Source organism: Pseudomonas sp. SWRI81 (assembly GCF_014268545.1).
GTDB lineage: Bacteria > Pseudomonadota > Gammaproteobacteria > Pseudomonadales > Pseudomonadaceae > Aquipseudomonas > Aquipseudomonas hamedanensis.
In genome coordinates, this window is record NZ_JABWQS010000004.1 from 136,750 (window position 1) to 158,946 (window position 22,197).

The following is a 22,197-nucleotide window of genomic DNA, read 5'->3' on the forward strand; positions in this document are numbered from 1 at the left end:
AGGGTTTTACCCCAGGCCCCGATCGTACCTTTGAGCAGTCACGGGTCGACGGGTTTTTCAAGGGCGCCTAGAATAGGCGCACTCATTTTGTGGTTGAGCACGCATGCCTCCTGAATGTCAGCTGTTCGGCACCCTGGGGTGTCACCTATGCGAATTCGCTGAAGCTGAACTGATGCCTTTTGTCGAGCATGGTCTGCTGGTGGAACTGGTGGATATCACCGACGACGAGTCATGGTACGAAGCGTATCGCCTGCGAATTCCTGTGTTGCGTCGCATCGACACCGGGGCGGAGCTGGACTGGCCGTTCAGTGCCAACGAGGTCGTGGCCTTTCTTCGCTGATCCGCTGTTCGCGCCGCTCCGCCGGTCGAAACTGCACAACCATGCCTTGGCACTTCCCGGTTCATTCGGTTACTGTATGTCCATACAGCAATCGAGTCAGAGGGATGAACCGTGGTCAATGTCGAACAGTTGAAGAGCAGCGTTAACCGGATGTCGGTCGACGTGGTGCGCGAGGCCGTCCTCGAATTGCGCCTGGACGGGCTGGTCACGGAAGGCAAGACGCCGTTCAACAAGCTGCATTTCAACACCTGTTTCGCCGAAATCGAGGCATTGTTCCAGCGCGCCGGCTATCACAAGCAACTGGATGTGGTCGGCTATCAGGGCTTGCTCTACGCCTTGTATGACCCGGGGCGCTGGGAGGCGGTGGATGTGTTGCGCTGGCTCAAGGAATTCACCGAGGCCGCAGCGCTCAAGACGATTCCGGCCTGAGGATTCTGCGCTAGGTTCGCATCCTGCAGTGCGGGATAATGCCGACCTGTCTTGAGGATTCGATTTGCGTATGCCCACCACTACCTTTTCTGCTGCTCAGAACCAGGCGAGTACGCTCTACCTGCCTCCCGGGTCATGGCTGACCGTACTCGATTGCCTGTGCGAGCATTTCAGCGCCATCGGCCGTGAGCAATGGCTGGACAGGATCGCCCGCGGGCGGGTGCTTGATGGTCAGGGGCAGCCGATCTCGCTGGACCTGCCCTACAAGGAAGGCCTGCGGATTCACTATTTTCGTGAGGTGCCGGACGAGAAGCCGATTCCGGTAGTCGAGACAATTCTCTACGCCGATGAACATCTGGTGGTCGCGGACAAGCCGCATTTCCTGCCGGTCACGCCTGCGGGGGAGTATGTCGAGCAAACCTTGCTGCGTCGCTTGATCCGCCGTCTGGACAATCCGCATCTGGTGCCCTTGCACCGGATTGATCGGCACACGGCGGGGCTGGTGATCTTTTCGGCCGATCCGCAAACCCGCTCGGCCTATCAGTCGCTTTTTCCGACACGGCAGATCGACAAGTATTACGAGGCGATAGCCCCCGCGTTGCCTGATCTGAGCTTTCCCCTGGTGCACAAGAGTCGTCTGGTCGATGGCGAGCCGTTCTTTCGCATGCAGGAGGGGCCGGGTGTCAGCAATACCGAGACGGCGGTCGAGGTGCGGGAAAAAAACGGCGATCTCTGGCGTTATGGCCTGTTCCCGGTGACCGGCAAGAAGCACCAGTTGCGTGTCCACATGACCGCGCTGGGGGCGAGCATCTGCAACGATCCGTTTTATCCGGATGTGCTGAAAGACGTCGAGGACGATTACGCCAATCCACTCAAGCTTCTCGCCCAGGGGTTGCGTTTTATCGATCCGGTGACCGGTGAACAGCGCGAGTTCCGGAGCCAGATCAGCCTGCACTGGTGACGGCGCAAGTACTTTTCAGCGCCCATGAAAAAGCCCGCAAATCTGCGGGCTTTTCTGTATCCGGCGTGCCGCTGAGCTTACAGCTCTTTAACGGTACGTACCTGATCCTTGTTGATGCGGGTTTCTTTGCCGTCCAGTTGCTGGAACTCGTAGAAGCCCGAATCATCATCGTATTTCGGGGTGTCGACGGCCTGGATTTCGCGACCGTCATTCAAGGTGATCACTGTAGGCGAGGAGCAACCGGCGAGGGTGGCCAGGCCCAGTGCGAGCATGAAAGTGGCGAGGGTCCGTTGAGTCATGGGTGTGTCTCCGAATGGGAAATCTTCTGGTTACTGAGCTTGAGACGTACACAAGGCGTGAGAGTTCCTTGAATGCTGTCAGTCTGACACAGTGTTGTGCGCATTTAACAGTTCAGGGGTATTGAGGTTGGCCAGGCGCGGGTCATTGTCAGGGCATTGCAAGGCGTTCGCGCCGAGGTTGCGCATCACCCGGCCGGGGCTACGTTCGCCGCTGTTCCAGGCCTCTTCGAATGCCGGTAAAAGGCCGACCGGAATCACGCAGAGCAGCGGTTGCCAATGCGCGCCCTCGCGCAACATTAAAGGTTTTTCAGGTTGCTCGCTGGCGGCCTCACGCATACGTTGCAGCAGGGCTTCGTCAATCAGCGGAACGTCGCACGGCAGGATCAGCAAGTGTGAATGACGGGCGACTTTCAGACCTGCCAGAATCCCCGCCAGCGGTCCCGGAAAGTCTCCTTCGTCATCAGCCACCAGTTGATCGGCAAACGGCGCATAGCGCTGACGATTGCGGTTGCACGAGATGATCAAATCGTCAGTCAGCGTGCGGACCTTGCGTTGCTGATGCGCAATCAACGGTTCGCCCTGCCACGGCACCAGACCTTTATCCTGGCCGCCCATGCGTTGGCCGCGTCCGCCTGCCAGAAGCAGAATCGAGCAGGGCGGCAATGGCGTTGGCTGGGGCATGGCAGCTCTCCACAGGGAAGGCGAAAAAATCGAGCGCTGTGATATAACACCGGGCTGTTTCTTCTACAACTGGATGAGCCTATGAAAGCCAAGGCTGACGTACCTTTCGTGCCGCTTAATATAGCGGTGTTGACGGTCAGCGATACCCGCACCCTCGAAACCGATACCTCAGGCCAGGTGTTTGTCGACCGCTTGACAGCGGCGGGCCACAATTTGGCGGAGCGGGTCTTGCTCAAAGACGACCTGTATAAAATTCGCGCGCAAGTCGCCAACTGGATCGCCGATGATGTCGTGCAGGTGGTGCTGATCACCGGCGGCACCGGTTTTACCGGGCGTGACAGCACACCGGAAGCGGTCGCGTGCCTGCTCGATAAACAGGTAGACGGCTTTGGCGAGTTGTTCCGGCAAATCTCCGTGGCCGATATTGGCACCTCGACCGTACAGTCGCGGGCACTGGCCGGTCTGGCCAACGGCACGCTGGTTTGCTGCCTGCCAGGCTCGACCAACGCTGTACGCACCGGTTGGGACGGTATCCTCGGCGAGCAATTGGACGCGCGTCATCGCCCGTGCAACTTCGTCACCCATCTGAAACAGGCGGCGCCTTGTGAATCCCGTGGGTAAGCCGGGCAAAACCGCCAGCTTGATGCCGGTCGAAGCGGCCCTGGCGCGTCTGTTGGAAATGGCCGATGCATCGCCGATTGCCGAGCGCGAGTACTTGCCGCTGGCTCAGGTCGAAGGGCGAGTGCTGGCTGAAGATCTGGTTTCCACACTGGATCTGCCACCTTGGCCAAACAGCGCCATGGATGGCTACGCCCTGAATGTGGCGGATTGGACGGGTGAACCCATGCCGGTCAGCCAGAAGGTGTTTGCCGGGCAAGCCCCGGAGCCGATAAAGCCTGGGACCTGTGCGCGAATCTTCACCGGCGCGCCGGTACCCGCGGGTGCCGACTGTGTCGAGATGCAGGAAAACACTGAGCTCCAGGCCGATGGGCGGGTGCTGTTCACTCAGCTCATGAAGGCCGGTCAGAACATCCGCCCGCAAGGTCAGGAAACGACCGTGGGCGAGTGCGTACTTGCCGCCGGCACCCGGCTGGGACCGATCGAGCAAGGCTTGTCAGCTTCGTTGGGCTGCGCAGGCCTGAGCGTGGTGCGTAAAGTGCGTGTGGCGGTATTGTCCACGGGCGATGAGCTGGTTGAGCCTGGGCAGGCACTCGGCCCGGGGCAGATCTACAACAGCAACCGCGTGGTGCTGTGCAGTTGGCTGCAGCGTCTGGGATGTGAAGTGATTGATGCGGGCATTCTTCCGGATGATCTGGCCGCGACCCGGCTTCGTCTGGGCGAATTGCAGGATGTCGATCTGATCCTGTCTACCGGTGGAGTCTCTGTCGGCGAAGCCGATTTCCTTGGCCTAGCGCTGCGGGAAGAGGGTGAGCTGGCGCTGTGGAAACTGGCGATCAAACCCGGAAAACCGCTGACGTTCGGACATTTTCGCAATGTTCCGGTCATTGGTCTTCCTGGCAATCCGGCTTCGACGCTGGTGACCTTCGCGTTGCTGACACGCCCTTATTTGTTAAGGCGCCAAGGCGTACAGGACGTCGAGCCGCTGAAGTTCACGGTGCCGGCGGGTTTTGTCTGGCCTGTGGCCGGAAACCGTCGGGAGTACCTGCGGGGCCGGCTTGAGCAAGGTCGGGCGATGATTTACCAAAATCAGAGTTCTGGCGTGCTGCGCAGCGCCGCGTGGGCCGACGGGCTGGTGGAAGTGCTGGAAGGACGCACGCTGACTGAAGGGGACGAGGTTGCTTTCATTCCATTAAGCGAGCTTCTGGGCTGATCCCGTTGCAGCCAGTACACGCGTCGGCTGATAAAGCTGGCGCGTGTAAAAAACGTTGAGTCAATTGCTGATCAGTGACACCAACTGGTCGAATCGGCTATTGGCGACCCAACCCAGCAACCCCAGCACGATCGTCGTCGCACCCGCCGAGTAGGCCAGTCGATGCTTGATCGTTTTGACATCGTTGCGAACTTCGTCCATGTCCCGGCGGATATATTTGAGGTGGGTTTCCAGCTCGGTGACACGAGGTTCCATTTCGATTTCTCCAGGGGTCTTGGCGCTTTTATTGAAGTCCGACTGATGACTTGCGCGACTTTCGGCGAGGGCGGCGACCGGACTCACTGGTATTCTGGCTTCATGACTTTGCATGGAAACATCCACCGGCTATTTCAAGTGAACGCTTGCTGTTTGGTCCATCTGGCGAACGGTCATCAGCCCTCGGGGCGTATCTGCTCATTACCTGCACATCCTTGTGTTGTTGGATTGAAAAACGATACTGCCGGCACACGTTGACCTAATGCTTATGCCGGGTCAATTGAGCCGATTCCTCATGTTTCGTAAGAAAAAGTACCATCGTGTAGGACGCTGCAGCCGGACAGGCGAATTTATTGAGACGCTGACGGCTTTTTTGCGCGTCGCGGTGGTCAAGATGATTCAACCGTATCAATTCTGGGAGTGACGTTATGAGTGAGCGCCGGGCACTGTTGATTCTGCATGGCAAGCAGGCACTCAACGAGGCTGTTCGTGCAGCCGTACTGGACCGGCGCGAGCGGGGTTGGGAGCTGGCGGTTCGGCTGACCTGGGAGGCCGGGGATGCCAAGCGCCTGGTGGAAGAAGCCCTGGCAGCTGGATACACGCACATCATTGCCGGCGGTGGCGATGGCACCTTGCGCGATATTGCCGAAGCCCTGGCCATGCACCCACGCCAAGCCAGCCTGGTCCTGCTGCCGCTGGGGACTGCCAATGACTTTTGTCGTGCCGCCGGTATTTCGCTGGAGCCTGCCGAGGCCCTGGAGCTGCTCGATACGCCGCCCAGTGACATCGATCTGGGCGAAGTGGGCGGACAGATTTTCCTCAATATGGCCACCGGTGGATTCGGCAGTCAGGTCACCGCCAATACCTCGGAAGATTTGAAAAAAGTCTTGGGCGGTGCGGCCTATCTGTTCACGGGTTTGTCCCGATTCAGCGAGTTGCATGCCGCCTATGGCGAATTGCAGGGGCCGGATTTCCAATGGGAAGGCGAGCTGCTGGCATTGGGCATCGGCAATGGTCGCCAGGCCGGAGGCGGGCATGTCCTGTGCCCCGATGCGCAGGTGGATGACGGGCTGCTGGACATCAGTATTCTGCCGGCCCCGCAGGAGCTGGTTGGCACGTTGAAGAATCTGCTCACGGAAGGTTTCGGTATCGACAGTATGTTTGTGCGGGCGCGGCTGCCCTGGGTCGAGATCAAGGTGGCGGAAGGGCTGTACATCAATCTCGACGGTGAGCCGCTGGAGGGCAATAGCCTGAGGTTTGCGGCGCGGCCGGCGGCCTTGCAGGTGCATTTGCCCAAGCATTCGCCGCTTCTGGCGCGGTCGGCGTCAATCAGTCATCAAGGCTGATGATCTGCTCGCGCACGGCGAACAACACCAGGCCGGCCACATCGTAGATTTGCAGGCGCTTCATGATCTGCGAACGGTGGGTCTCGACGGTCTTGATGCTCAGCCCCAGGCCATTGGCGATTTCGCGGGTGGATTTGCCCCGGACGATCAGCCTGAGGATTTCCAGCTGGCGCGCTGTCAGGTTGTGCGACTCGGCAACTTCCGGCTGGTTTTTCTGATTGCGGGTCAGTGCCTGGTTGATCACGGTGTGAGCGATGGCCGGGCTCAGGTAGCGCTCGTTGTTGCGCAGGGCTTCCAGCGCGTGTTCAAGCTCGGTGGCAGTGGTGTCCTTGAGCAGGTAGCCATGGGCGCCGGACTCCAGCGCCTGCATGATCAGGGCCGGGTCGGTGTGCATGGAAAGGATCAGGACCTTGCTCTGCGGGCGGACCCGCTTGAGGCGTTGCAGGGCTTCCAGACCGCCGGTTTCCCTCATCGAGATATCGAGCAACACGATGTCGGGACTCAGTTGCTCGACCATTTCGAGCAGTTGCGAGCCGTCATTGGCTTCGCCGATTACCGCGTAACCGGGAATATCCAGCACCAGAGCGCGCACGCCGGCCCTGATCAGCGAGTGGTCATCCACCAGAAGTAAGTTACAAGTCAACGCATAACCTTATTCGTACTGGCCCGCTCGAGTGCTCGGGGCGCCCAGGGGAAAAGTGCTTCGATTTGTGTGCCTTTGCCCGGCTCGCTGGTGACGCTCAGTGTGCCGCCCAGCTGTTCGATCCGCTCGGCCATCCCGGCCATGCCCCGTTGTCCTTCCCGTCCCGGATTGGCTGCCGGGGCAAACCCGAGCCCGTCGTCGCTGATCAGCAACGTCAGACCTTGCGGCAGTCGCTGAACACGCACCAGCAGGTTTTGCGCTTGTGCATGACGCAAGATATTGGTCACCGCTTCCTGGGTGATACGGAAAGCGGCGACCGCCATTTCCTCCGGGATACCGTTCAGACGCTGCTGGCAATCGAGGCTCCAGTGTACCGAAGTATTAGCCAGTGTCTTGAGCAGGTGAGCACGCAGGCTGGCTTCCAGACCCAGGCTGGTCAATTGACGCGGATTGAGAATCGCCGAAACGTCGCGCACCTTGTTCAGTGTTTCTTCAAGCGTGTCGCAGAGCACCGTACATTGTTCCTGCAGGTCTTGCGGCAGGCGCCGTTTAAGCCATTCGCCTTGCAATTTGGCGGCGGTCAGCAACTGGCCGATATCGTCATGCAATTCGCGGCTGAGCCGATGACGTTCGTTCTCCTGAACCTGAAGCAGACGATCGGCCAGTTCCTGTGGCTGAAACTTGATCGACTTGCGCGACAAGCGATATTGCACCCAGACGCACGCTGTGGCCGCGATATTGAGCAACAGCAGGGCGAGGCTCACTGGCGCAGAAAAACCGTAGGTCAGCAGGCTGCCGAGCGCTGCCGCGAGGCACAGTATGAGTGTGATCCGACGGGCATTTTCCCGGGAGGGTGGCCATGTGATGAATGACTTGAGGCTGGCGTACATAACGAATGGAGCCACTGGATGTTCGCTGCGGGCAGACCGGCCGGTGGCGGGCGATCTCTGTCTGAAATACTGTCGATTCTGCTACTTGATTCAACAAGGCTCAGTAAGCGGTAGTTGATTGTCCACTGCGGCTGAGGCCGATGATAGACGTCACTTTGCCACTAACTGGGCGGTCACTGACTGCGCGGCATAATACCACTTAAGATACCGTTGGTCGCGTACGCGATAGAGGTCCGATGGGGCAGAAAACACGCCATCGAGGACGTCAGTTCCATAATTGGGAAAAGCCGGAACGCGGCTGTTGGGCAGTTATCGATAACGCCTGAATTCGCACGCTTGATAGACAGGCAAACCCTGATGGCGGCGCGAAAAAAATTGCAGTATCCAAGGGAGATTATTTGAATCGATGTGTCGCGGGTGGGCATGAACTATTCAATTACGACATTCAGCTATTGGCTGTGCGCGATCAGCCGCCCGAAGTTCGATCAGGCCTGACGCTCGGAAAAAGCCAGTTGGGGCAAACGTTTGCCCGTCAGGGCCGGCTGTACGGTGCCTTGACCAATCTGGAAGGCGAACGCTTCGATCAGTGCGGCCTGTTCGCTTTCTTCCAGATCCAGTTGGCCGGTCTGCTGGTCGACCAGCTCAAGCTGCCATGCCATCAGTGTGAGGCAATCCTTCAAGGCATCGAGTGCCTGCTCGTGCAGGTCGATCCGGACCCGCGCGCTGTCGATCACGCTGTGCAGGTGTTGGCAGAACTCGGAGATCGCCACCAGCGCCAGCGTTTCGGCCCGGTTTGCCAGTTTGAGCAGGGTAGCGAGCAGGCAATCGATGGCGTCCTTGTCATTGCTGATCAGTTGCAGGTGGCTCAGGCATTCTTCGGTTTTGGCAAGGAGCGCTTCGGCCTCGACCAGAAACTCGGGGAAGCGTTGCGCCCAGTCTTTGCGGTCGATTGGCATGCTTATCTCCACAACGTCATGTCTGATGGGGGAATGCCGTGTGTGGCGACGATCGTGAATCGTCGGCAGATCGCGCCCAGACGTGCAGGTGCACAGACTGAGGGGTTCCAGGGGGTGTGTTGCCACTGAACTGCGATCGCACACAATAGCCTGACTCCGTTCATGCAATGAGAATGGCGTCACATTAATGGCTATTGGATATTGCGAATATCAGGTTGGGCCTGATTGTGGGTAGGGGAATCCCTTAGGCGCGGGAACCTAACGTGCGAATTGAGGTCGCGCCGCATTGAATGTAGCAGATGAAATAACGAGAGCCAGTAAAGCATGATGTTAATGTGACATCAATGCCCGCCTGTGGCATTTTGCGGATGTTTTTTGTGCGATCAAGATTCGCGCCCGGCAGCCGATAAACCTTCTTAATGAATTCACCCGAACAAGCCCAGGAGTCATTGATGGCCGGCATTCTCGACACGGTAGACCAACGCACGCAACTGGTGGGTGAGAATCGCCTGGAAATTCTCATGTTTCGACTCGCCGGACGCCAATTGTTCGCGATCAACGTGTTCAAGGTGCAGGAAGTGCTGCAACTGCCGAAACTGACGCTGATGCCTCAGCGTCACCCGTTCGTGTGCGGTGTGGTCAACCTGCGCGGGCAGACGCTGCCAGTGATCGACCTGTCCCAGGCGATCGGCATGCGCCCGCTGGTGCCGGGCCCCAACAGCACGATTATTGTCACCGAGTACAACCGCTCGGTTCAGGCATTTCTTGTCGGCGGCGTCGATCGCATCGTCAACATGAACTGGGAAGCCATCCTGCCACCACCGGCCAGTGCCGGCCGTCAGCACTACCTGACGGCGATCAGCAAGGTCGACGATCAGTTGGTGGAAATTATCGACGTCGAGAAAGTCCTTGCTGAAATCGTCCCGTACAATGCCAAGGTCTCGCGCGAGAAACTCGACGACCCGGTGCTGGAGCGCGCCCGTGGTCGCGAAGTGCTGCTGGTGGACGATTCCAACGTGGCGCTCTCGCAGCTGCGCGACACACTCGGCCAGCTCGGGGTGAAAATGCACATCGCCAGCGACGGCTTGAAAGCGCTGAACATGCTCAAGGCCTGGGCCGATACCGGTGTGCACATGACCGACAAGCTGCTGATGATCTTCACTGACGCGGAAATGCCGGAAATGGACGGCTACCGCCTGACCACCGAAATCCGTAACGACCCGCGTCTGCGTGGTCTGTATGTGGTGCTGCATACCTCGCTGTCGGGCAGCTTTAACGACTCGATGGTGAAAAAGGTCGGTTGCGACAACTTCCTCTCCAAGTTCCAGCCGGACAAGCTGGTCGACGTGGTGCGCCAGCGTCTGATGCTCGACGCAGTGCCGGCCTGATCACACACCCATCGTAGGAGTGAGCCTGCTCGCGATAACGCTGTGTCAGCCCCGAATCATTACCTGACACAGCGTTATCGCGAGCAGGCTCACTCCTACAGTTATTGCTCTTTGATTCCTGATCAAGCTCGTATAGGGTGGCGTTTTTCCATCAAGGAAGCTGGCCATGCTGCGTCTCAGCGCGCTTTATCGTTACCCGTTGAAATCCGGCAAGGGCGAAGTGCTGCAAAGCATCGAACTGGACAAGTTGGGGTTGGCGGGGGATCGACGCTGGATGCTGGTGGACGAGGCCAGCGGCCGCTTTTTGACCCAGCGTGCCGAAGCGAAGATGAGCCAGCTGTCGGCCCTGTGGAATGCCCGTGGCGGCTTGACCCTCAACACTCCTGAGCAAGGTTCGATCGAGATTGCGTTACCTGACGACAACGCCGAACTGCGTGGCGTGACGATCTGGCGTGACACCCTGCGCGTGCCGGACGCCGGGGATGAAGCCGCGCGCTTCGTCAGCGATTTTCTTGGCAAGCGGACGCGTCTGGTACAAATGCCGTTGGAGCGGGCGCGAACCACACAATCGGGTTTCGGCAAGGACGACGACCAAGTGGCGTTTGCAGACGGTTATCCATTGTTATTGATCGGCGAAGCATCCCGGCAGGACTTGTCGGAAAAAGTCGGGCGACCGCTGGAGATGCTGCGTTTTCGCCCGAATCTGGTTATCGAAGGCAGCGCGGCTTACGCAGAGGACGGCTGGAAGCGTATTCGCATCGGCGATATCGAGTTTCGCGTGGTCAAGCCATGCTCGCGTTGCATCATGACCACCGTCGACCCACAAACCGGTGAGCGTAGCGCCGACCGTGAGCCTTTCGCGACATTGCAAAAGTACCGGACAACCGCCGATGGCGCGATGTTCGGACAGAATCTGGTCAACGACGGCAATGGTCGCCTGGAAGTCGGCATGCCGGTGGAAATTCTCGAATAACTGTCACTGAAACAAAAATGCCCGTGTTGCTGAACACGGGCATTTTTTTGGCGGTCAAAACGGCTGGATCAGCCGCGGTATTCGCACAGATAAGCGGTGTCGACCGCCACTTTCAACTGAAACTTGCTGTTGGCCGGTACGTTGAATTGGCTGCCGGCGGCGAAGGTTTCCCAGTCGCTGCTGTCTGGCAGTTTGACCGTCAGCGCGCCGGACACCACGTGCATGATTTCACGCTGGCTGGTGCCGAATTCGTATTCGCCCGGGGCCATGACGCCAATGGTCGCTGGACCCTCGGCGGTGCCAAAGGCGATCGACTTGACGGTGCCGTCGAAGTACTCGTTGACTTTAAACATGGGCGATTCCTCGAAAAGGGCTTAAAAGGGGGCGGCCAGTATGCACAAGGCGTTTAGCGCCGTCACGTGCCTATAGCGGCAGCACCAGCGGCAACAACCGGGCCGTGTTGCGCGCATCTTCCAGGGCGCGATGCTGCTGACCGCTGAACTGCATGCCCGCCAGTTGCAGAGCGCCGTTGAGCCCCAGTGGCCGGTCGAGGCGGCGGGCCTTGGCGAAGCGCTGTTTGAGGTTCATGTGCGGCACTTTGCTCAAGCCGCTGTCGAGTTGCAAGCGCTGCCATTCCTGGAGCAACTGCTTGCGGTCGTAATCGCCCCAACTGGCCCAACCCTCGAGGCGCGGCTGATGCTGCACGAGCCAGCGTTCGAACGCCGGCCAGACCTCGGTCAGCGGCTGGGCGGCGTCGATATTGGCCTGGCTGATGTGCGTCAGCTCACGACAGAACGGGGTAAGCAAAGGCCGCCGTGTCGGTTTGACGAAGCGCTGAAAGTGATCCTGCTCGCGCCCGGCACGATCGACCAGCGTGGCGCCGATCTCGATAATTTCCATTTCCGTGACCGGCCAGCCGCCTTCATCGGTGGTGGCTTCCAGATCTATGACCAGCCAGTGTGGCATCGCAGGGTTCCTGATTTCGCGTTCTGATTGTTCAGAGCGTAGTCAAACCCCGCGCCGGTGTCCGGGCGACTACTCGACCTGCAACAGAACCTGACGATTTTTTACCTGATCGCCGACCTTGACTTGCACCCGCTTGAGCACGCCGTCGATCCCGGCCTTGAGCGGGTGCTCCATTTTCATTGCCTCCAGCACCACCAGCAACTGACCTTTGCTGACCGCACTGCCTTCGCTGACCAGTACGTCGACGATGGCGCCGTCCATCGGTGCTTTCAGTGTGCCGGAGCTGACGCTGCTCTGACTGCCGATCACGGCCTGAGTTCGATCCTCCAGGCGCAGGCTGCCCGGATGGGTGAACAGCCAAAGCTGTTCGGCGTCCAGACGATAGGCGTGGCGTTGGCGCAAACCGTCGATGTCCAGCGTTATCGATTGTGCGGTGAGCTCGATGACTTTTGCGATCAGCGTGCGTTCGCTGACCTGCACCGAGAATTCGCCGGATTGGCGCGCCAGCACGGACAGCGCCCAGTCCTGTTCTTCACCGCCCAGTCGATAGTGCAAAGGCACGCTGGCGTTGTTGCGCCAGCCATTCAGCGGCGGGCGATGGGGCAGGGCGCTGGCCTGATAGAACAACACCACGGCAGTCGCCAGTTGCTCTGCCGTCGGTACATAGGCGTTCAGACAGGCATGGCTGGAAAAATGTTGCTGGATGAAAGCGGTGCTGAACTGTCCGCTGATGAACTGCGGATGTTGCAATAGGCTTTCGAGTAATCGTTGATTGCTTTGCACGCCGAGCAGTACCGTGTCCTGCACCGCGCGCAACAGCTTGCGCCGCGCTTCTTCGCGGGTGGCGCCGTGGGCGATCAGTTTGCCGAGCATCGGGTCGTAGAACGGGCTGATCGACTGGCCTTCAAGCAGACCGTGGTCGATGCGCGCCCCGTGTTGCTCGGCCGGCGTCCACGCCGTGATGCGACCGGTTTGTGGCAGAAAGTCCTGCGCAGGATCTTCTGCGTACAGGCGCACCTCCATCGCGTGACCCGTGAGCTGGACCTCGTCCTGAGTCAGCGGCAGCGGCTGCCCTTCGGCAACCAGCAGTTGCCAGGCGACCAGATCAGTTCCTGTGATCATTTCCGTCACTGGATGCTCGACCTGCAAGCGCGTATTCATTTCCAGAAAGTAGAACTGGCCGCGCGCGTCGAGCAGAAACTCCACGGTGCCGGCACCGACGTAATCCACCGCACGACCGGCCTTGAGCGCCGCCTCACCCATGGCCTGACGCAACTCGGCGGTCATCACCGGGCAGGGTGCTTCTTCGATGACTTTCTGGTGGCGGCGCTGGATCGAGCAGTCGCGTTCGCCGAGGTAGACCAGATTGCCGTGCTGGTCGCCGAACAGTTGCACTTCGACGTGACGCGGTTCGATCAACGCCTGTTCAAGGATCAGTTCGTCGCTGCCGAATCCGTTCAGGGCTTCCGATCGGGCGGTGCGCAATTGCGCCGGCAGATCGCTGGCATCGTGCACCAGACGCATGCCGCGTCCGCCGCCGCCGGCGCTGGCCTTGATCATCAGCGGGTAGCCGATGCGTGCGGCCTCGCGCAGCAGAGTGGCGTCGTCCTGCGCGGCGCCCTGATAACCGGCGATGCACGGCACGCCCGCCGCAAGCATGGCGATTTTCGACAGGCGTTTGCTGCCCATCAGTTCGATTGCTTCGACGCTGGGGCCGATGAATGTCAGGCCGGCGTCTTTGCAGGCGCGGGCGAACTCGGCGTTTTCCGAGAGAAAACCGTAGCCAGGATGGACGGCATCGGCCCCGCTGCGAAGGGCCGCGTCGAGGATAGCTGCGATATTGAGATAGGACTGCTGCACCGGCGCCGAGCCGATGTGCACGGCCTGATCGGCCATTTGCACGTGCAGCGCATCGGCGTCGGCGTCGCTGAACACGGCGACGGTGCGATAGCCGAGGGCCTGGGCGGTACGCTGGATGCGGCAGGCGATTTCACCGCGGTTGGCGATCAGGATTTTGTGAATGGCGGGCATGGTGGGTTTCCTGAAGGGTTGGCGGTGAATGTGCAGGCCTCTTCGCGAGCAGGCTCGCTCCCACATTTAGAATGCATTTCAAGCCGGGATTTGCTTAAGGGTGGGCATGGTGGGTTTCCCTTGGGTGTTGGCGGTGAACCTACAGGGGAATGCATTCCAAATGTGGGAGCGGGCTTGCTCGCGAAGCTTTCAGGTGGCCCACCGCGGTTTACGCTTTTGCACAAAAGCCATGGTTCCCTCCACACCTTCGGCGCCAGTCACCGCCGCGCTGAACCGCTGAGCCGCCTCATCAAGCAACTCACTCGACGGCTGCCCGGCGCTTGCCAGCAGCAAGGCCTTGGTCGTGGCGTTCGCTTCAGGTGCGCAGCGCAGCACCTGTTGCAACACCTCATCCAGTCGTTCTGCCAGTGCCTGGGCATCCTGTTCAACGAAATGCACCAGCCCCAAACGCAGCGCCTCAGCGCCATCGAATCGCGCAGCGGTCAGCGCCAGTCGCCGGGTTTCGGTCAGCCCGATGCGTTGCACCACAAACGGTGCGATTTGCGCCGGGATCAGCCCCAGGCTGGTTTCCGGCAAACCGAACTGCGCCTGGTGATCGGCGAGAGCGATATCGCTGACGCAGGCCAGACCCAAACCGCCGCCCAGCACGGCGCCTTGCAACACGCAGATCAGCACTTGTGCGGCGTGCTGGGCTTCTTCGAGCAAGGCCCCGAAGGCGCGGTTCAACTCGCGGTAAGCCTCCGCGCCCTGGGCCCGAGCGTTGGCCATGTCCTTGAGGTCGCCGCCAGCGCAGAAATGCCCACCGGCACCGCTGAGCACCAAGGCCCGCACCGCACGGTCATCGCGTACCGCGGCCAGCAGCGCACGCAATTCGCCGACCATTTGCAGGCTCATCGCGTTGCGGCTGTCCGGGCGATTGAGGGTGATGTGCAAGACGCCGCCGTGCAGTTCCAGCAGCAGCGTCTGGCACTCGGGCAGGTGGCTCATTTCTTTTTCCCCGGCAGGATGCCCATCAATTTGCAGATGATCCCCAGCATGATTTCGTCAGCGCCGCCGCCGATCGACACCAGCCGCACGTCGCGATAGGCGCGGGCCACCGGGTTGTCCCACATGAAGCCCATGCCGCCCCAATATTGCAGGCAGCTGTCACTGACTTCACGGCCCAGGCGTCCGGCCTTTAGCTTGGCCATCGACGCCAGCCGCGTCACGTCCTGGCCTTTGATGTACTGCTCGGTGGCCTGGTAGACCAGCGCGCGCAGGCATTCGATTTCAGTCTGCAGTTCGGCGAGGCGAAAGTGGATGACCTGATTGTCGATCAGCGCGTTACCGAAGGTCTTGCGCTCCTTGCAGTACTCGATGGTGCTGTCGATGCAATATTCCAGGCCCTTGATCATGTTTGCCGCGCCGAACAGGCGTTCTTCCTGAAACTGCAGCATTTGCATCATGAAGCCTGCGCCTTCGTGGCCGATGCGATTGCGTTGAGGCACGCGCACGTCGTCGAAGAACACCTGCGCGGTTTCGGAACTGCGCATGCCGAGTTTGTCCAGGTGCGAGCCGAGGCTGATCCCCGGCGTGTTCATCGGCACCATGATCAGCGACTTGTTGATGTGCGGTTTGTCGTCCGAGGTGTTGGCCAGCAGGCAGATGAAGTCGGCGCTCGGCGAATTGGTGATCCACATTTTGCTGCCGTTGATCACGTAGTCGTCACCGTCCTTGCGCGCGGTGGTTTTCAGCCCGGCGACATCGGAGCCGGCGCCGACTTCGGAAACGCCGATGCAACCCACCTGCTCGCCGCTGATTGCCGGGCGCAGGAATTCTTCGCGCAGTTCATCGGAGCCGAAACGGGCCAGCGCGGGTGTGCACATGTCGGTCTGCACGCCGATCGACATCGGAATGCCGCCGCAATGGATGGTGCCGAACTCTTCGGCAGCCACGATCGAATAGCTGTAATCGAGGCCCATGCCGCCAAATTTTTCCGGTTTGGAAATACCCAGCAGGCCCAGATCGCCAGCCTTGCGGAAAATCTCGTGGATGGGAAAGCGCCCGGCTTTCTCCCACTCATCGACGTGCGGGTTGATCTCATGTTCGACGAACTGGCGGACGGTGCGGCGCAAGGCTTCGTGTTCCGGGGTGAAGATCATTATTGTTGTTCTCCGTAGGATCCGTGGCGCTCAGAAGCGGCTGACGCCGAAGCTGTTGGGTTGCAGCTTACGAAGGTCGGCTTCGTGGCAGATATCCAGCAAATAGCCGAGCAGGGTGCGGGTGTCGCGCGGATCGATCAGGCCGTCGTCCCACAGGTTGGCGCTGCCGTAGAGCGCGGTGGATTGGCTGTCGAGTTTTTGCGCGGTCATTTGCTCCAGCATGTCGAGCATTTTCGGGTCCGGCACCTGGCCGTCCTTGAGCTGTTTGGCTTCGGTAACGATGCGCAGCACCTTGCCGGCCTGAGCGCCGCCCATCACCGCTGTGCGGCTGTTCGGCCAGGCGAAGATGAAGCGTGGATCGAGACCGCGTCCGCACATCGCGTAATTGCCAGCCCCGTAGGAACCGCCGACGATGATCGTCAGTTTCGCCACCCGCGCGTTGGCCACGGCCTGAATCAGCTTCGAGCCGTGTTTGATCACGCCTTGCTGTTCCGATTCGGTGCCGACCATGAAGCCTGTGGTGTTGTGAAAAAACAGCAGCGGCGTCTGGCTCTGGTCGCACAGTTGAATGAACTGCGCTGCCTTGCTCGCACCGTTGGGGGTGATCGGCCCGTTGTTGCCAATGAAGCCGCAGGCGCGGCCCTGAATTTTCAAGTGGCCGCAAATCGTCTGCTGATCGAACTCGCCTTTGAATTCGAGGAAGCACGATTCGTCGGCGATGCGTGCGATGATTTCGCGCACGTCATACGGTTTTTTCGGGTCATCGGGGATCAGGCCGAGCAGCTCGTCGATAGGGTAGAGCGGCTCTTTGTATGGCGGCTGCGCGCGCCATGGCAATTGTTCGTTCCATGGCAGCATGCGCATGATGTCGCGTACCTGACGTATGCCGTCAGCGTCGTTTTCAGCCAGGTATTCAGCAGTGCCGGCGACCTGCGCGTGCATCTCGGCGCCCCCGAGTTCTTCGTCGGTGGCGATTTCGCCGGTCGCCGCTTTGAGCAGTGGCGGGCCGGCGAGGAACAGCTTGGCCTTGCCGCGCACCACCACCACGTAATCCGACAGCCCCGGTTGGTAGGCGCCGCCCGCCGTGGCCGAGCCGTGCACCACGGTAATCTGCGGCAGGCCCTGGGCCGACATCCGCGCCTGATTGGCAAAGCTGCGCGCGCCTTCGACGAAAATTTCCGCCGCGTAATTAAGGTTGGCACCGCCGCTTTCGGCGAGGGTGATCACTGGCAGTTTGTTTTCCAGGGCGATCTGTTGCAGGCGCAGGGATTTTTTCAACCCGCTTGGCGAGATGGTGCCGCCCTTGATCGCGCTGTTGTTCGCCACCACCATCACGCGCACGCCGGACACATAGCCGATGCCGGCGATCAGGCCGCCGCCGGCCGCGCTGCCGTCTTTGTCGTCGTGCAACTTGTAGCCGGCGAGGCTGGCCAGTTCGAGGAACGGCGCGCCGGGGTCGAGCAACAGGTTCAGGCGTTCGCGGGGCAACAATTGTCCGCGCTTGTCGAATTTGGCTTTGGCTTCGGCGGCCTTGCCCAGCAGGTTCCGTTCCAGCTGTTGCACCTGCTCGATGGCCGCCAGCATGGCCGCGCGATTGCGCGCGAACGCGTCACTGTGCGGGTCGAGTTGCGACTGTAGGTGCGCCATGGCTTATTCCTTGTCCTTGAGCACTTCTGGAAGATAGGCGCGGTGAAAGCCGTTGAACGACTCGCTGTGGCTGGCCTTGTGCAGCGGCCAGGCGCGACTGCCGAGGCTGGCGGCACCGTCGATTTTCACCGTGGTGCCGCTGATGAACGCGGCTGCCGGACTGAGCAGAAACACGATCGCTGCACTGACTTCCGACTCGGTGCCGATGCGTTTGAGCGGCACATGCTCGCGCAGGGTCGGGATCACCGCTTTGAACGCGCCTTCATAGGTGTCCATGCCGCTGGAGGCGATCCAGCCGGGCGCCACGGCGTTGACTCGCACCCCGGCGTAACCCCACTCGAACGCAGCGGTCTTGGTGAAGTTGTCCATGCCCGAGCGCGCCGCGCCGGAGTGGCCCATTCCAGGCATGCCGCCCCACATGTCGGCGAGCATGTTGACGATGCTGCCGCCGTGTTTACTCATCGATTGATTGAACGCTTCGCGCGCCATCAGGAAGCCGCCGACCAGATTGGTGCGCAACACGGTTTCGAAGCCTTTCTGATTGATCGAGGCCAGGGGGGACGGATACTGACCGCCGGCGTTGTTGACCAGGCCGTGGATCGGTCCATGCTCAGCGATCAGATCCTTGATCAACTGCCTGACTGCTTCTTCATCGCGAATGTCGCAAGCGTTCCAATGTGCACGACCGCCGTCCTCGGCAATTTCGGCGGCGACTTTTTCAAGCTTTTCCGGCTTGCGCCCAACCAGCAGCACATTAGCGCCGAGGGCTGCCAGTTCGTGGGCGGTGCAACGGCCGATACCACTGCCGCCGCCGGTGACAATGACGTTCTGGCCGCTGAACAGATCGGCTTTGAAAATCGACGCGTAAGCCATGCGCACCCCTCCTTTAATCGAGCTGTTCGGCGATGCTTGTTGGCACCGGAATCTGGATTTCCAACAATTGCTGGGCAAAGGCTTTGCCCTGCGGGTCGATGCGCAGACTGGCTACGCCGCCACCGCCGAGGGCGTTTTCCAAAAGAAAGTTGAGGCTGTGAGTGCCGGGCAAATACCAGCGTTCGACGCGGCCCAGGACCGGATCGAGGACATGACGCATCCAGTCGACTACCACCGAGGGGGTCAGCGCTTCAGCGATCCACGGCAGGTAGTCGGGGTGGCGCGGCAGTACGCCGATGTTGCTGTGGTTGCCCTTGTCGCCAGAGCGCGCCACTGCCAGTTTCACCAGCGGCACACTGGCATCGGCACGCCCCTGAGGTTTGGGTGGTTGATGGGCGAGCGGTAAATCCTCGCTGGCGAGCGCAACCTGCGAGGGCAGGGCGCAGGGATGGCGTTCACCGGCCATTTCGACGTGCAGGCTGCAGGCGGTTTTGTCGATCAGGAACGAGAACAGGCGGATCAATGGATAAACCGTCGGGCGTCCACCGACGATACCGGTCAGGCCCGGAGCCATGCCGGTCGCGGCCTGGGCAATCTCTCTGGAGAACAGCACCAGGGCTTTTTTCTCGGGATGGCGCACAGCGATTTTGATCACCACTTCACGGCTGTCGCGGCGTTGACCGTGGGGGCCATAGGTGGCTTCGCTGCCGAGCAATTCGATGTGGGTTTCGCTGTAGGGCGACCAGCCGCGCAGGCTGAACATTTCAGCGGTCTTGTCGATGATCGCCTGACTGACGCGCCGTGCTTTTTCCACGGCGTCGATGCCGGCCATCAGGCAACTGGCGGTGCAGCGAAAACCATCCGGGTACGTCGCGCTGACCTTGTACTTGTCGGTCGGCGGCAGGCCTTTTGCGCCGTGTACGTGGACGACGTTTTTGCCTTGCTGCTGAAGTTTGACCTGGGAGAAATCGCAGACCACATCAGGCAACAGATAGGCCTGCGGATCGCCGATCTCATAAAGCATCTGTTCGCCGACCGTCAGCGGCGTGACCAGCCCGCCGGAGCCTTCGGGTTTGCTGACGATGAATTGGCTGTCGGCGCTGACTTCGACGATCGGAAAGCCGATGTGCTCGTAATCCGCCACGTCGCGCCAGTCAGTGAAGTTGCCGCCGGTGCATTGTGCGCCGCACTCGATGATATGCCCGGCCAGTGCGGCCTGGGCCAGTTTGTCGTAATCGTGCCACGACCAACCGAATTCGTGGACCAGCGCGGCGCTGACTACCGCACTGTCGACCACCCGTCCGGTGATGACGATGTCCGCGCCCAGGCGCAGCGCTTCGACGATGCCCGGCGCGCCGAGGTAGGCGTTGGTCGATACGCACAGCGGCGGGAGCGGGGCGCCGCTGAACATCTCGGTGACGCCGGTGAGTTGTTTGAACCGGGGTTGCAGGTCATCGCCCAGCAGCACGGCGATTTTCAGGTTAATGCCGGCGTTGTCGCAGGCCGCTTGCAGCGCGGCGGCGCAGGCGTGAGGATTGACCCCGCCGGCATTGCTGATAACGCGAATGTTCTGCTCGGCCAGTTGTGGCAACAGCGGTGCAAGCACTTCGATGAAGTCGCTGGCGTAGCCTGCCTGCGGGTCTTTCATGCGTGCCCCTGCCATGATCGACATCGTGATCTCGGCGAGGTAATCGAACACCAGATAATCCAGGCGTCCACCGCTTACAAGCTGCGCGGCGGCGGTCGATGTATCGCCCCAGAAGGCACTGGCGCATCCGATGCGGACGGTGGTTGGCATGTTTATCTCCGACTCAGAAGCCTGCGACAGAAGTGTCTGGAGGCTACCAAGCAAGCGCTTGGTTTGTAAACAGTTGAAACTATCTTCTGCCCAAGCGCTTGCTTGGTCACGGTGCGCGGCTTAAATTGCGCGCAACCCTTAGGTTCAGGGGGCAACGCACTGATCGACTGTAGGAGAGAACGGGTGGACGAGCAAAAAGCCCTGGGGGTCATGCGCCAATTGGTCGACGCGGGCCAGTTGACCGACCCCGACAGCGCCCGCGGCAAACTGCTGCAAGTGGCGGCTCACCTGTTCCGCAACAAAGGCTACGAGCGTACGACAGTGCGCGATCTGGCCGGTGCGGTGGGCATTCAGTCGGGAAGCATTTTTCATCACTTCAAGAGCAAGGACGAAATCCTGCGCGCGGTGATGGAAGAAACCATCCGCTACAACACCGCATTGATGCGAGCAGCGCTGGCCGAAGCCGGCGATGTGCGCGAGCGCGTGCTGGCGCTGATCCGCTGCGAATTGCAGTCGATCATGGGCGGCAGCGGCGAAGCCATGGCGGTGCTGGTCTATGAGTGGCGGTCGTTGTCCGAGGAAGGTCAGGCCAAAGTCCTCGCGCTGCGCGATATTTACGAAGACATCTGGCTGCAAGTGCTGGGCGAAGCCAAGGACGCCGGTTTTATTCGCGGCGATGTTTTTATTACTCGACGTTTCCTCACCGGCGCACTGTCCTGGACCACCACCTGGTTCCGTGCCGGCGGCAGTTTGAGCCTCGATCAACTGGCCGATGAGGCGCTGATTCTGGTCCTTGAAGAGCGTTGAGCGAGTTTCTATCCGGCCGGGAAACTGGCTAACTGGGCGAAACCGCCTAGCTTGAATGCATTGATCGATCTTTTTTCGGGGAGTGGGGTGTTTTGAAGTCTTTGCCAATTCGGACGGCCGCCGGGCTGATGCTCGCAGGGCTGGCTGCGCTTTGGGTATTGCCCGCTCAGGCAGCGCAATTGGTTCGGGTCGGCGCGGCGCATTTTCCGCCTTACACCATTCGTCCTGAAAACGGCGCCGACACCGGTTTGCTTCCGCAACTGGTCGAGGCCTTGAACCGTTTGCAAAGCGACTATCAGTTCGTTCTCGTACCGACGTCGATTCCGCGGCGCTTTGGTGACTTCAAACAGGGCCGGATCGACATGGCCATCTTCGAAAATCCGCAATGGGGCTGGAAGGAAATTCCCCACACGGATGTCGACATGGGCCTGGAAGACGCCGAGATTTTCGTCGCGCAACGCCAGGACAACCGCCAGCAGAGCTACTTCGCCGACCTTGCAGGCAAGCGTCTGGCCCTGTTCAGTGGGTACCACTACGAATTCGCCAGCTTCAACGCCGACCCGAAATTCCTCGCCCGCAACTACAACGCGACGCTGACCTATTCCCACGACAGCAACCTGTTGATGGTGTTGCGCGGACGCGCCGATATCGCACTGGTGACCCGTTCGTATCTGAGTGACTACCTGATGCGCAACGAAAAGGTGCGCGACGAGCTGCTGGTCTCGCAACGTATCGATCAGGTCTATCACCACTACGCCATTTTGCGCAGCGCCGCGCCGATTTCCGGCGAAGCGTTTGCCAGACTGCTCAAGGGCTTACGCGACAATGGCGAGATGCTGAAGATCTTCGATCCGTACAAGATTGCGGTGGTGCCGGTGCCTCAGCGCTGAAGGCTGTTTTCGCCTTGAGCCTAAATTTCCCCATGCGGCTCACGTCACATCG

The 22,197-nt window shown here is 60.3% G+C and carries 24 protein-coding genes; 10 read left to right on the forward strand and 14 right to left on the reverse strand.

All coding sequences use genetic code 11. The features are described 5' to 3' along the window. Positions 1-103 precede the first annotated feature (103 nt). The 3 genes from HU765_RS04395 (at position 104) to HU765_RS04405 (ending at position 1,730) form a co-directional block, all read left to right on the forward strand. The gene (locus tag HU765_RS04395) at positions 104-340 is read left to right on the forward strand and encodes a glutaredoxin family protein (protein ID WP_186619176.1); all 237 of its coding nucleotides are present in this window, start codon (positions 104-106) and stop codon (positions 338-340) included. A gap of 111 nt (positions 341-451) precedes the next feature. After that, the gene (locus HU765_RS04400; RefSeq protein WP_186547121.1) at positions 452-769 is read left to right on the forward strand and encodes a transcriptional regulator; all 318 of its coding nucleotides are present in this window, start codon (positions 452-454) and stop codon (positions 767-769) included. Between the two features lie 70 nt (positions 770-839). Next, on the forward strand, positions 840-1,730 hold the full coding sequence (locus HU765_RS04405; protein ID WP_186547122.1) for a pseudouridine synthase: 891 nt from the start codon (positions 840-842) through the stop codon (positions 1,728-1,730). A gap of 77 nt (positions 1,731-1,807) precedes the next feature. Here HU765_RS04405 and HU765_RS04410 read toward each other — a convergent pair whose 3' ends face one another. Both HU765_RS04410 and mobA read right to left on the reverse strand, forming a co-directional pair. Further along, positions 1,808-2,029, reverse strand: a complete 222-nt coding sequence (locus tag HU765_RS04410) for a YgdI/YgdR family lipoprotein (RefSeq protein WP_016770600.1) — start codon at positions 2,027-2,029, stop codon at positions 1,808-1,810. A gap of 78 nt (positions 2,030-2,107) precedes the next feature. Further along, positions 2,108-2,710 carry a molybdenum cofactor guanylyltransferase MobA gene (gene mobA / locus HU765_RS04415; RefSeq protein WP_186619177.1) on the reverse strand — a complete coding sequence of 201 codons (603 nt, stop codon included), beginning with the start codon at positions 2,708-2,710 and terminating at the stop codon, positions 2,108-2,110. 81 nt (positions 2,711-2,791) lie between these two features. On the opposite strand from mobA, the gene moaB reads away from it, so the two are divergent. Beyond that, entirely contained in the window at positions 2,792-3,331 is a 540-nt protein-coding gene (gene moaB / locus HU765_RS04420) for a molybdenum cofactor biosynthesis protein B (protein WP_122591925.1), read from the forward strand. Next, the gene (glp, locus tag HU765_RS04425; RefSeq protein WP_186619178.1) at positions 3,315-4,541 is read left to right on the forward strand and encodes a gephyrin-like molybdotransferase Glp; all 1,227 of its coding nucleotides are present in this window, start codon (positions 3,315-3,317) and stop codon (positions 4,539-4,541) included. Before moaB ends, glp begins: the two co-directional genes overlap by 17 nt. 60 nt (positions 4,542-4,601) lie before the next feature. On the opposite strand, the gene HU765_RS04430 is transcribed toward glp, so the two are convergent. Beyond that, positions 4,602-4,910 carry a hypothetical protein gene (locus HU765_RS04430; protein ID WP_186547125.1) on the reverse strand — a complete coding sequence of 103 codons (309 nt, stop codon included), beginning with the start codon at positions 4,908-4,910 and terminating at the stop codon, positions 4,602-4,604. Positions 4,911-5,224: 314 nt separating this feature from the next. On the opposite strand from HU765_RS04430, the gene yegS reads away from it, so the two are divergent. Continuing rightward, positions 5,225-6,142, forward strand: coding sequence for a lipid kinase YegS (gene yegS / locus HU765_RS04435; RefSeq protein ID WP_186619179.1), 918 nt, complete (start codon positions 5,225-5,227; stop codon positions 6,140-6,142). Here yegS and HU765_RS04440 read toward each other — a convergent pair. From HU765_RS04440 to HU765_RS04450, 3 genes are all read right to left on the reverse strand, one after another. Then, positions 6,126-6,785 (reverse strand): response regulator transcription factor, encoded by a 660-nt coding sequence (locus HU765_RS04440; protein ID WP_186619180.1) that lies wholly within the window; start codon positions 6,783-6,785, stop codon positions 6,126-6,128. The two genes, yegS and HU765_RS04440, sit on opposite strands and share 17 nt — an antisense overlap. Next, complete coding sequence (locus tag HU765_RS04445) at positions 6,782-7,675, reverse strand: sensor histidine kinase (RefSeq protein ID WP_186619219.1); 894 nt, start codon at positions 7,673-7,675, stop codon at positions 6,782-6,784. The genes HU765_RS04440 and HU765_RS04445 overlap by 4 nt, the downstream gene beginning before the upstream one ends. Positions 7,676-8,160: 485 nt before the next feature. Further along, positions 8,161-8,631 (reverse strand): hypothetical protein, encoded by a 471-nt coding sequence (locus HU765_RS04450; protein WP_186619181.1) that lies wholly within the window; start codon positions 8,629-8,631, stop codon positions 8,161-8,163. Between the two features lie 452 nt (positions 8,632-9,083). Between HU765_RS04450 and HU765_RS04455 the strand changes: the two genes are divergently transcribed. After that, a complete protein-coding gene (locus HU765_RS04455; protein WP_186547129.1) occupies positions 9,084-10,019 on the forward strand; it encodes a chemotaxis protein CheV in 936 nt (311 codons plus the stop codon). A 166-nt stretch (positions 10,020-10,185) separates the two neighbouring features. Next, on the forward strand, positions 10,186-10,992 hold the full coding sequence (locus tag HU765_RS04460; protein WP_186547130.1) for an MOSC domain-containing protein: 807 nt from the start codon (positions 10,186-10,188) through the stop codon (positions 10,990-10,992). 68 nt (positions 10,993-11,060) lie between these two features. On the opposite strand, the gene HU765_RS04465 is transcribed toward HU765_RS04460, so the two are convergent. The 8 genes from HU765_RS04465 to HU765_RS04500 form a co-directional block, all read right to left on the reverse strand. Further along, positions 11,061-11,345, reverse strand: coding sequence for a pyrimidine/purine nucleoside phosphorylase (locus tag HU765_RS04465; RefSeq protein ID WP_007940055.1), 285 nt, complete (start codon positions 11,343-11,345; stop codon positions 11,061-11,063). Between the two features lie 70 nt (positions 11,346-11,415). Continuing rightward, positions 11,416-11,958: an exonuclease domain-containing protein gene (locus HU765_RS04470; RefSeq protein ID WP_186619182.1), complete on the reverse strand. Its 543-nt coding sequence runs from the start codon at positions 11,956-11,958 to the stop codon at positions 11,416-11,418. Between the two features lie 69 nt (positions 11,959-12,027). Further along, positions 12,028-13,989 (reverse strand): acetyl/propionyl/methylcrotonyl-CoA carboxylase subunit alpha, encoded by a 1,962-nt coding sequence (locus HU765_RS04475; protein WP_186619183.1) that lies wholly within the window; start codon positions 13,987-13,989, stop codon positions 12,028-12,030. Positions 13,990-14,178: 189 nt separating this feature from the next. Then, complete coding sequence (locus tag HU765_RS04480) at positions 14,179-14,976, reverse strand: enoyl-CoA hydratase-related protein (protein ID WP_186619184.1); 798 nt, start codon at positions 14,974-14,976, stop codon at positions 14,179-14,181. Then, the gene (gene atuD, locus HU765_RS04485) at positions 14,973-16,130 is read right to left on the reverse strand and encodes a citronellyl-CoA dehydrogenase (protein ID WP_186619185.1); all 1,158 of its coding nucleotides are present in this window, start codon (positions 16,128-16,130) and stop codon (positions 14,973-14,975) included. Before atuD ends, HU765_RS04480 begins: the two co-directional genes overlap by 4 nt. A gap of 30 nt (positions 16,131-16,160) precedes the next feature. Next, complete coding sequence (locus HU765_RS04490) at positions 16,161-17,777, reverse strand: acyl-CoA carboxylase subunit beta (RefSeq protein ID WP_186619186.1); 1,617 nt, start codon at positions 17,775-17,777, stop codon at positions 16,161-16,163. A gap of 3 nt (positions 17,778-17,780) precedes the next feature. Continuing rightward, positions 17,781-18,650 carry an SDR family oxidoreductase gene (locus HU765_RS04495; RefSeq protein WP_186619187.1) on the reverse strand — a complete coding sequence of 290 codons (870 nt, stop codon included), beginning with the start codon at positions 18,648-18,650 and terminating at the stop codon, positions 17,781-17,783. Positions 18,651-18,663: 13 nt separating this feature from the next. Next, positions 18,664-20,448, reverse strand: a complete 1,785-nt coding sequence (locus HU765_RS04500) for an acyclic terpene utilization AtuA family protein (RefSeq protein ID WP_186619188.1) — start codon at positions 20,446-20,448, stop codon at positions 18,664-18,666. A 183-nt stretch (positions 20,449-20,631) separates the two neighbouring features. Between HU765_RS04500 and HU765_RS04505 the strand changes: the two genes are divergently transcribed. Together HU765_RS04505 and HU765_RS04510 are read left to right on the forward strand one after the other, a co-directional pair. After that, positions 20,632-21,255 (forward strand): TetR family transcriptional regulator, encoded by a 624-nt coding sequence (locus HU765_RS04505; protein ID WP_186619189.1) that lies wholly within the window; start codon positions 20,632-20,634, stop codon positions 21,253-21,255. A 92-nt stretch (positions 21,256-21,347) separates the two neighbouring features. Next, positions 21,348-22,145: a transporter substrate-binding domain-containing protein gene (locus HU765_RS04510; RefSeq protein ID WP_186547139.1), complete on the forward strand. Its 798-nt coding sequence runs from the start codon at positions 21,348-21,350 to the stop codon at positions 22,143-22,145. The last annotated feature ends 52 nt before the right edge of the window (positions 22,146-22,197 follow it).

Bases quoted from the DNA above. Each gene is read 5' to 3' on its own strand.
- HU765_RS04395 (WP_186619176.1), top strand. From the start codon at position 104: ATGCCTCCTGAATGTCAGCTGTTCGGCACCCTGGGGTGTCACCTATGC.
- HU765_RS04430 (WP_186547125.1), bottom strand. From the start codon at position 4,910: ATGCAAAGTCATGAAGCCAGAATACCAGTGAGTCCGGTCGCCGCCCTC.
- HU765_RS04445 (WP_186619219.1), bottom strand. From the start codon at position 7,675: ATGTACGCCAGCCTCAAGTCATTCATCACATGGCCACCCTCCCGGGAA.
- moaB (WP_122591925.1), top strand. From the start codon at position 2,792: ATGAAAGCCAAGGCTGACGTACCTTTCGTGCCGCTTAATATAGCGGTG.
- atuD (WP_186619185.1), bottom strand. From the start codon at position 16,130: ATGATCTTCACCCCGGAACACGAAGCCTTGCGCCGCACCGTCCGCCAG.
- HU765_RS04500 (WP_186619188.1), bottom strand. From the start codon at position 20,448: ATGCCAACCACCGTCCGCATCGGATGCGCCAGTGCCTTCTGGGGCGAT.
- HU765_RS04455 (WP_186547129.1), top strand. From the start codon at position 9,084: ATGGCCGGCATTCTCGACACGGTAGACCAACGCACGCAACTGGTGGGT.
- HU765_RS04410 (WP_016770600.1), bottom strand. From the start codon at position 2,029: ATGACTCAACGGACCCTCGCCACTTTCATGCTCGCACTGGGCCTGGCC.
- HU765_RS04475 (WP_186619183.1), bottom strand. From the start codon at position 13,989: ATGCCCGCCATTCACAAAATCCTGATCGCCAACCGCGGTGAAATCGCC.
- HU765_RS04465 (WP_007940055.1), bottom strand. From the start codon at position 11,345: ATGTTTAAAGTCAACGAGTACTTCGACGGCACCGTCAAGTCGATCGCC.
- mobA (WP_186619177.1), bottom strand. From the start codon at position 2,710: ATGCCCCAGCCAACGCCATTGCCGCCCTGCTCGATTCTGCTTCTGGCA.
- HU765_RS04495 (WP_186619187.1), bottom strand. From the start codon at position 18,650: ATGGCTTACGCGTCGATTTTCAAAGCCGATCTGTTCAGCGGCCAGAAC.
- HU765_RS04450 (WP_186619181.1), bottom strand. From the start codon at position 8,631: ATGCCAATCGACCGCAAAGACTGGGCGCAACGCTTCCCCGAGTTTCTG.
- HU765_RS04470 (WP_186619182.1), bottom strand. From the start codon at position 11,958: ATGCCACACTGGCTGGTCATAGATCTGGAAGCCACCACCGATGAAGGC.
- yegS (WP_186619179.1), top strand. From the start codon at position 5,225: ATGAGTGAGCGCCGGGCACTGTTGATTCTGCATGGCAAGCAGGCACTC.
- HU765_RS04490 (WP_186619186.1), bottom strand. From the start codon at position 17,777: ATGGCGCACCTACAGTCGCAACTCGACCCGCACAGTGACGCGTTCGCG.
- HU765_RS04405 (WP_186547122.1), top strand. From the start codon at position 840: ATGCCCACCACTACCTTTTCTGCTGCTCAGAACCAGGCGAGTACGCTC.
- HU765_RS04480 (WP_186619184.1), bottom strand. From the start codon at position 14,976: ATGAGCCACCTGCCCGAGTGCCAGACGCTGCTGCTGGAACTGCACGGC.
- HU765_RS04460 (WP_186547130.1), top strand. From the start codon at position 10,186: ATGCTGCGTCTCAGCGCGCTTTATCGTTACCCGTTGAAATCCGGCAAG.